This window comes from Aminobacter sp. P4_H6_2 (assembly GCF_056400805.1).
Map to the genome: position 1 here is coordinate 1 of NZ_JBFUKO010000274.1, position 7,211 is coordinate 7,211.

A 7,211-nucleotide genomic window follows, 5' to 3' on the forward strand; every position below is an offset into this window, starting at 1 on the left:
CTATCGGCGAGCGGTCCTTCCCAGAGATAGGTCGAGAATTCGGTGTGCCGCTCCCAGCGCAGCGAGCCTTGCCCCCATTTCATGGCGTGATGGCGGGCATGTCGGTCGGGCGATGCGATGCCGAGCCGGCGAGACAATTCGGAGAGCACCGCGTGATCGACGCTGGAGCCACCTTCGGTCATGAAAGAGAGCTGGATCAGGACGCGCGGGTTTTCGACCAGCGGATGCGGGCGCGAATGCACCTCGCCCAGGGCGCCGGGACGGCCCTCATGCGCTGGGAAACCCATGACGCTGCCGGTAGCGCGGGGGAGGAATTCGAGAGAGGACGGGTCGACTGTCACCAATGGCTCCATCTGTGCCCGGAATTTTTTGGCTCTAGGTATATTCAGCGCAACAGGCAAACACCAACTTTAGCGCCAACTGATGAGCGCGCACGCCAGCCATGCGACTCAATTGAGCCGGATTGGATAAATAATTTGACCAGTTGCTCGGCAGACTCCTATCCTGAGGATCACAACAAAGGCTTCGGACACGAATTTGAGCGACATCTTTTCCAGGATCGAACATTCGCGGACGGCCGACGAAGTCGTGCAGCAGATCGAGAGCCTGATCCTCGAAGGCGTGCTGCGCGCCGGCGACCGRCTGCCCGGCGAACGCGAGATGGCCAAGCAGTTCGACGTGTCGCGGCCAATCCTGCGCGAAGCACTGAAGGTGCTTGAAGGGCGTGGGCTGATGGTGACGCGCCATGGCGGCGGCACCCATGTCGCCGACGTCATTGGCCAGGTGTTCACCAAGCCGGTGATGGAGCTGATCGTCAACCACCGCAAGGCGGCGGCCGACTATCTCGAATATCGCCGCGAAATCGAAGGGCTGGCGGCTGAGTATGCCGCGCGGCGCGCAACCGCCGAGGACCTCGCACTGCTCGACGGCATCATGACGCGGATGGAAGCGGCGCATGCGCGCGCCGATTTCACCGAGGAAGCGGAAATCGACGTCGAATTCCACCATGCCGTCGGCGAATGCGCCCACAACATCATCCTGCTGCACACGCTGCGCTCGTGCTACAGGCTGTTGTCCGACGGTGTCTTCCAGAACCGGCTGGTGGTGTTTGCCCTGCCCGCTGCCCGCGAGGCGCTGCTCGAGCAGCACAAGGCCATCCATCGCGCGGTGGTGTCAGGCGACCCGGATGGTGCGCGCAAGGCGGCGATGGATCACATCACCTATCTCGAACGCGCCATGACCGAGGCTGAGCGAAGCGGCGACTGGCAGCGCATCTCGCGCCTGAGGCTGCGACAGCGTACGGACAGCAAGCCATGACCGGCGTGCATTTCCTCGACGCCAAGGGCCCGGAAGGCATCCGCATCTATGCCATCGGCGACGTGCATGGCCACCTCGAGCTTCTGACCGAAATGCACGCGCGGATCGCTGAGGAGATCGGCCGCGACAATCCTGCGGACTGGCGCATCATCCATCTCGGCGATCTCGTCGACCGGGGGCCCGACTCCAGGGGCGTGATCGAATATCTGATGGCGGCGACGGCCCGCGACAGCCGCAGCGTTGTTTTAACAGGCAATCATGACGTTGCTTTTCTGGATTTTCTCGCCGAGCCCGATCCCGAGAGCCTGTTTGCAAGGCATGGCGGGGTGGAGACTGCGGGATCGTATGGCGTGGTGTTGAGAACGGGTGATTCCGCGGGCCTGCGCACCAGCCACAGCGAACTGGCGCGTGCCGTCCCAGACAGTCATCAGAGCTTCCTGCGCTCGCTGCCTCGTTCGGCGTCCTTCGGTGATTTCTTTTTTTGCCATGCCGGCATCAGGCCAGGCATACCGCTCGACCGGCAGGACCCGCAGGATCTCATCTGGATCCGCAACGAGTTCCTGAACTATCCGGGGTTGCATCCGAAAGTGGTCGTGCACGGCCACACGCCCCAAGCCGAGCCAGAGGTGATGGCCAACCGCGTCAATGTCGACACCGGCGTCTATTATTCAGGCGCATTGACCGCGCTCGTCATCGACGGCGCGGAAAAACGGCTGATCGCGGTGGAAGTACCCGATTTTAGCGGGCGGCGGTGACGCCGTAGCCGTCGACCACATGATGGTCGGCCGCGGCATCCGCGGCATAGATCCCAAAGCCGCCGAGCACGATTGCCGACAACATGGCGAAGGACAGGAGCGCTGCTTTCAAGGGAGTCATCTCAGGTTGAGCTTCCTGCATTCTGCATGAGCAGAGTTACGAATAAGTTTCCGAAAAGTTTAAGCGAAACCATCGACGCGCGGCATCACGGCCGTGCTTCTAAGTTCGTTCTGTATCGGGCTTGTGTCGCGCGGCACTCAGAGACGGTTCATTCGCGATACCATCGCCAACTGGCACGGGGCTGTCTTTAGAAAGGCTTTCAGGCACAATCCAGCCGGCAAATGGCTATGCACAGCGGATTTTTTTCGACGTGCCAAAAATGTCACGGAACCGCTGGTTTTGTGGTCAGATCGCTGCCACCCAGGCGCGTGCCAGCGCCATGCCGACAGCATCGGCCTCAGGGCCGTGAAGCGCGGCCTCGCTGTCGTGGCGTGTCGGCCAATCGGGGTTGCGCTGGGCGATGACCTCGGCAAAGGCCTCGTTCCACTGGCGCACCATTGGCCGGTCGGCCTCGAAATGGAACTGGATGCCGTAACCGGCGCGGCCAACACGAAACGCCTGGTTGCCTGTCACCGAACTTCCGGCAAGCCGCACGGCGTCCTCAGGCAGAGTAAAGGTGTCGTCGTGCCACTGGAAGATCGGGAAGCGCTGGGGGAGATCGCTGAAAACGAGATCGTCTTGGGCTTCATCAGTCAAGGTGATGCCATGCCAGCCGAATTCGGTCGACCCGCCGATGCGGTTGTGGCCGCCGAAGGCGCGAGCAAGCAATTGGCCGCCAAGGCAGATGCCGAGCACCGCCTTGTCCTTTTCGACAAAGTCGCGGGCAAGTTCGAGCAAAGCGGGGAAATAGGGCGAGTGCGCATCGTCGCGGGCGTTCTGGCCGCCACCGAGCATGATCATTGCATCATGGCCATCCGCATCGACGGGCAGTGCATCGCCGAGATAGGCGTTGCACTGATCGATCACCGCTTCCACTTCAGCAAGGGCGGAGCCCACCTGGCCGAGACCGGTATCGGCAAAATTCTGGACGATCAGAACGCGCATTTCGGCCCTTCCGCAGCAGCGTGACAAAGTTGCGGCGAGCCCTATCATGCGCCGCGCGACGCAGCCAAGAAGGAACAGCTATGCCACTGCAGAACCGGGTCGACCCTTTCGGCGAGATCCATGCCGATCCGGCGCGTGGCATGTTCACCGGTAATCGCGGCATCATCCACGACCCTGAGACGAAGACGCTGCTGAAAAAGCGGTGGGCAACCAAAGCATGGATCACCTGCGCGCTGGCATTCAAGGGCGCCAAGCGCATACCGATGGGGCGCAACCGCCCGGGCGGCAAGACCGGCTGGACCGAGCTTTTCTTTCTCGACGAGGTGACAGCACTCGCCGCCGGGCACCGCCCCTGTTTCTACTGTCGGCGCGAGCGGGCAAAGGCTTTCAGCGCAGCCTATGCAGTCGCCTTTGCGGCCGAAGATCCGAAGGTGGGCGAAATCGATGCGCGGCTGCATGCCGAGCGACTGGCTTCGGGCGGCAAGGCGATCGAAGTCGACCAGCATGGACTCAAGCTGCTGCCTGACGGCGCGATGGTCTCGGACGGCGAAGCCGACTATGCAATCCGCAACGGTCGAGCTCTGCGCTGGTCGTTCTCCGGCTACGGCCCGAGCCACGAGTTTGGCGAATTCGGCACAGCTGAGATGTGCTTGGTCACGCCGGCAGCGACGCTTGCGGTTCTGCGCGAGGGCTATCAGCCGGAATGGCATCCAAGCGCAGCACAAGCATAGGTCGCCGGATCAGCTCACCTCCCGCGCCTTTTTGTGCGCCTGGAGAACCGTAGCGAAATAACCGGGTGGAATCGTCATCGTCAGAGAGTCACGGCGCCCCAACACCTTGAACGACATGCCGGTTTCGGCCCGGCGCCATCTGGGGCCTTGACCGCTGCCGTCGCCTGCCGCATTTCTCGCCGATGCGTGCAAACTACAAGATGCAGCGGCTTTTCGTGCCGGACGACCTCGCCCACGGTGCCGGCTTCGATGCCAGCCCGCAGCAGAGCCACTATCTCGGCAATGTGCTTCGCCTCGGCGAAGGTGCCGAGGTTTTGCTGTTCAATGGCCGCGACGGCGAATGGTCGGCCAGGATCGCGGCCAGGACCAAGAAGGCGGTGCGGCTGGAGGTGCTCGAACAACAGCGCCCACAGCCAGATCATCCCGATCTCGTCTATTGCTTTGCACCGCTGAAGCTGGRCCGGCTCGACTATCTCGTGCAAAAGGCTGTCGAGATGGGCGCAGGCGCGCTCGTGCCTGTCATCACACAGCACACGCAGCTAGCAAAACCCAGCATCGAGAGGCTGCGGGCCAATGCCGTCGAGGCGGCCGAGCAGTGCGGCATCCTCGCCATCCCAGAGGTGCGCGAGGCCGAAAAACTCGAGCGACTGCTGAGCAACTGGGACAAGGAGCGGCGGCTGATCTTCTGTGATGAGGACGCCACCACCAACAACCCGATGGCGGCACTGCAAGGCATCAAGGAACGCAAGCTTGCCCTGCTGGTCGGACCCGAGGGCGGTTTTTCCGACGAAGAGCGGCGCATGCTCCGCGCATTGCCCTTCATCACCGCGATCCCGCTTGGCCACCGCATCCTGCGCGCCGATACGGCAGCTGTGGCGGCTCTGGCGGTCATCCAAGCCGTGATCGGCGACTGGTAGGACGACCGGCGAAGGCGTATTCCTATCTGGAGATTGACCAAAAATTGGAATGGGCAGTCCGCAACGGGACAATTCCAAGCATCAACATTTCAATATCGGCCGCGGAATCGATCAATTCCTGTTGACGAAGGCTCAGGATTTTTCGCTTGATCGGCAGGCGCTCAATCGTACATCAAGCGCCCGCGGTCCTTCCGCCCTTCAGGAGAAGCATACATGGCGCGCGACACCACTGATTTCCGGCCGATCGAGGGGATGGACGAACTCGTCGACTATCTCGCCGCCGGCAACAAACCGCGCGACAAATGGCGGATCGGCACCGAGCACGAGAAGTTCCCCTTCTATGTCGACGRCAACGCGCCAGTTCCTTATGGCGGCGATCGCGGCATCCGCGCGCTGCTCGAGGGCATGCAGCAGACGCTTGGCTGGGACCCGATCATCGACGCCGGGCGCATCATCGGCCTTGTCGAGCCGACCGGCCAGGGCGCGATTTCGCTGGAACCGGGCGGGCAGTTCGAGCTTTCCGGCGCGCCTGTCGAATCCATCCACCAGACCTGCCGCGAGGGCAACGCGCATCTGGCACAAGTGCGCGAGATCGCCGAACCGCTCGGCATCCGCTTCCTCGGCCTTGGCGGCAGCCCGAAATGGACGCTGGCCGAGACGCCGCGCATGCCGAAATCGCGCTACGACATCATGACCGCCTACATGCCCAAGGTCGGCACCAAGGGCCTCGACATGATGTACCGGACCTGCACCATCCAGGTGAATCTCGACTTCGAAAGCGAAGCCGACATGCGCCGTAAGATGCAGGTGTCGCTCAAGCTGCAGCCGCTTTCGACAGCGCTCTTCGCCAATTCGCCCTTCACCGACGGTCGCCCCAACGGCATGCAGAGCTGGCGCGGCGACATCTGGCGCGACACCGACAACCAGCGCTCGGGCCTGCTCGAATTCTGCTTCTCGCCGGAATTCGGCTTTGCCGACTATGCGGAATGGGCGCTCGACGTGCCGATGTATTTCGTCATTCGCGACGACCGCTATCACGACATGACGCATATGACCTTCCGCCAGTTCATGGCGGGCGCGGCGCGCAACGAGATCACCGACGGCATGCCGACGATGGGCGACTGGGCCAACCACCTGTCGACGCTGTTCCCCGACGTGCGGCTCAAGCGTTTCCTCGAAATGCGCGGTGCTGACGGCGGCCCATGGCGGCGCATCTGCGCGCTGCCGGCCTTCTGGGTCGGCCTGCTCTACGATCCGGCAGCACTCGACGCGGCCGAAGCATTCACCAAGGACTGGACCTACCAGGAAGTGCTTGCGATGCGCGACGCCGTGCCCGAGCAAGGCATTTCGGCACCGTTCCGCAATACCACGCTGCGCGAGATCGGCCGCGAAGTGCTGGCCTTGTCGCGCCAGGGGTTGGTCAACCGTGGCCGCAAGAACCGCGAAGGGTTTGATGAGGCTGGCTTCCTCAACACGCTCGACGAGGTGATTGCGCGTGGCACGACGAGTGCCGAGGAAATGCTCAACGCCTACAACACGCGTTGGGGCGGTTCGATCGAACCAGCGTTCCTCGAATACGCATACTAGGGGCTCCGAAAGCCCCTTCAACCGCCTGCGAAAAGGCACTACGCTCCCTCCTCGGTGAATGACCCGAGGAGGAAAAAATGCTGCCACTGTTCGAGATGCTGGCCAATGCCCAGAACGGCAACGGCATGGAAGCGCTGGCGCGCCAGTTCGGGCTGAGCCAGCAGCAGACGCAATCGGCCGTCGAAGCGCTGATGCCGGCTTTCAGCCAGGGCCTGAAACGCAACGCCTCCGATCCTTACGGCGTCGGCTCGTTCCTGCAGGCCATGGCGAACGGCCAGCACGCCAAATATTTCGACGATGCAAGTCGCGCCTTCTCGCCCCAGGGGGTCGATGAGGGCAACGGCATTTTGGGTCATCTGTTCGGCTCGAAGGATCTGTCGCGGGCGGTTGCCGGCCAGGCAGCGCAGGCGACCGGCATCGGCCAGGACGTGCTCAAGCAGATGCTGCCGGTGATTGCCTCGATGATCATGGGCGGGCTGTTCAAGCAGTCGACCGGGCAGATGCAGGCAGCCAGCGGTTTTGGCGGCGGCAACAATCCGCTCGGCGACATCATCGACCAAATGATGCGCCAATCTGGTGGAATGGGCGGAGGTGGCATGATGGGCGGTGGTACAGCCCCTCAGCAAGCACCGCAGCAGACGCAAGCGCCCGACCCGTTCGACAATCCGTTCGGCAAGGTGCTGAAGGACATGTTCGGCGGCGCACAAGCGCAGCCGCAGCCCACCCAACGTCAGCAGGCACCACAGCAGAGCCCCTATGGCGACAAACCGCTGGGCAAGATCTTCGAAGAGATGATTGG

General features: G+C 62.6%; 9 protein-coding genes. 6 read left to right on the forward strand and 3 right to left on the reverse strand.

Features of this window, described 5'->3' with window-relative positions; translation table 11 throughout:
- Positions 1-341 (reverse strand): DUF3422 family protein (locus AC1DUU_RS18710; RefSeq protein WP_476784904.1); only part of this gene is annotated, 341 nt, incomplete at its 3' end.
- Positions 342-537: 196 nt separating this feature from the next.
- Between AC1DUU_RS18710 and AC1DUU_RS18715 the strand changes: the two genes are divergently transcribed.
- Positions 538-1,317 carry an FCD domain-containing protein gene (locus AC1DUU_RS18715; protein WP_476784905.1) on the forward strand — a complete coding sequence of 260 codons (780 nt, stop codon included), beginning with the start codon at positions 538-540 and terminating at the stop codon, positions 1,315-1,317.
- Positions 1,314-2,072, forward strand: a complete 759-nt coding sequence (locus tag AC1DUU_RS18720) for a metallophosphoesterase family protein (protein WP_476784906.1) — start codon at positions 1,314-1,316, stop codon at positions 2,070-2,072. Before AC1DUU_RS18715 ends, AC1DUU_RS18720 begins: the two co-directional genes overlap by 4 nt.
- On the opposite strand, the gene AC1DUU_RS18725 is transcribed toward AC1DUU_RS18720, so the two are convergent.
- Complete coding sequence (locus AC1DUU_RS18725) at positions 2,056-2,193, reverse strand: hypothetical protein (RefSeq protein ID WP_269933527.1); 138 nt, start codon at positions 2,191-2,193, stop codon at positions 2,056-2,058. The genes AC1DUU_RS18720 and AC1DUU_RS18725 overlap by 17 nt on opposite strands.
- A gap of 285 nt (positions 2,194-2,478) precedes the next feature.
- Positions 2,479-3,177 (reverse strand): type 1 glutamine amidotransferase, encoded by a 699-nt coding sequence (locus AC1DUU_RS18730; RefSeq protein ID WP_476784907.1) that lies wholly within the window; start codon positions 3,175-3,177, stop codon positions 2,479-2,481.
- Positions 3,178-3,257: 80 nt separating this feature from the next.
- Between AC1DUU_RS18730 and AC1DUU_RS18735 the strand changes: the two genes are divergently transcribed.
- The 4 genes from AC1DUU_RS18735 to AC1DUU_RS18750 all read left to right on the forward strand — a co-directional run.
- Positions 3,258-3,908 carry a hypothetical protein gene (locus tag AC1DUU_RS18735; protein ID WP_476784908.1) on the forward strand — a complete coding sequence of 217 codons (651 nt, stop codon included), beginning with the start codon at positions 3,258-3,260 and terminating at the stop codon, positions 3,906-3,908.
- 182 nt (positions 3,909-4,090) lie between these two features.
- Positions 4,091-4,825, forward strand: coding sequence for a 16S rRNA (uracil(1498)-N(3))-methyltransferase (locus tag AC1DUU_RS18740; protein ID WP_476784909.1), 735 nt, complete (start codon positions 4,091-4,093; stop codon positions 4,823-4,825).
- Positions 4,826-5,038: 213 nt separating this feature from the next.
- Positions 5,039-6,412 carry a glutamate--cysteine ligase gene (locus tag AC1DUU_RS18745; protein ID WP_476784910.1) on the forward strand — a complete coding sequence of 458 codons (1,374 nt, stop codon included), beginning with the start codon at positions 5,039-5,041 and terminating at the stop codon, positions 6,410-6,412.
- A 77-nt stretch (positions 6,413-6,489) separates the two neighbouring features.
- The coding region (locus tag AC1DUU_RS18750; protein WP_476784911.1) for a DUF937 domain-containing protein at positions 6,490-7,211 on the forward strand (722 nt) is incomplete at its 3' end.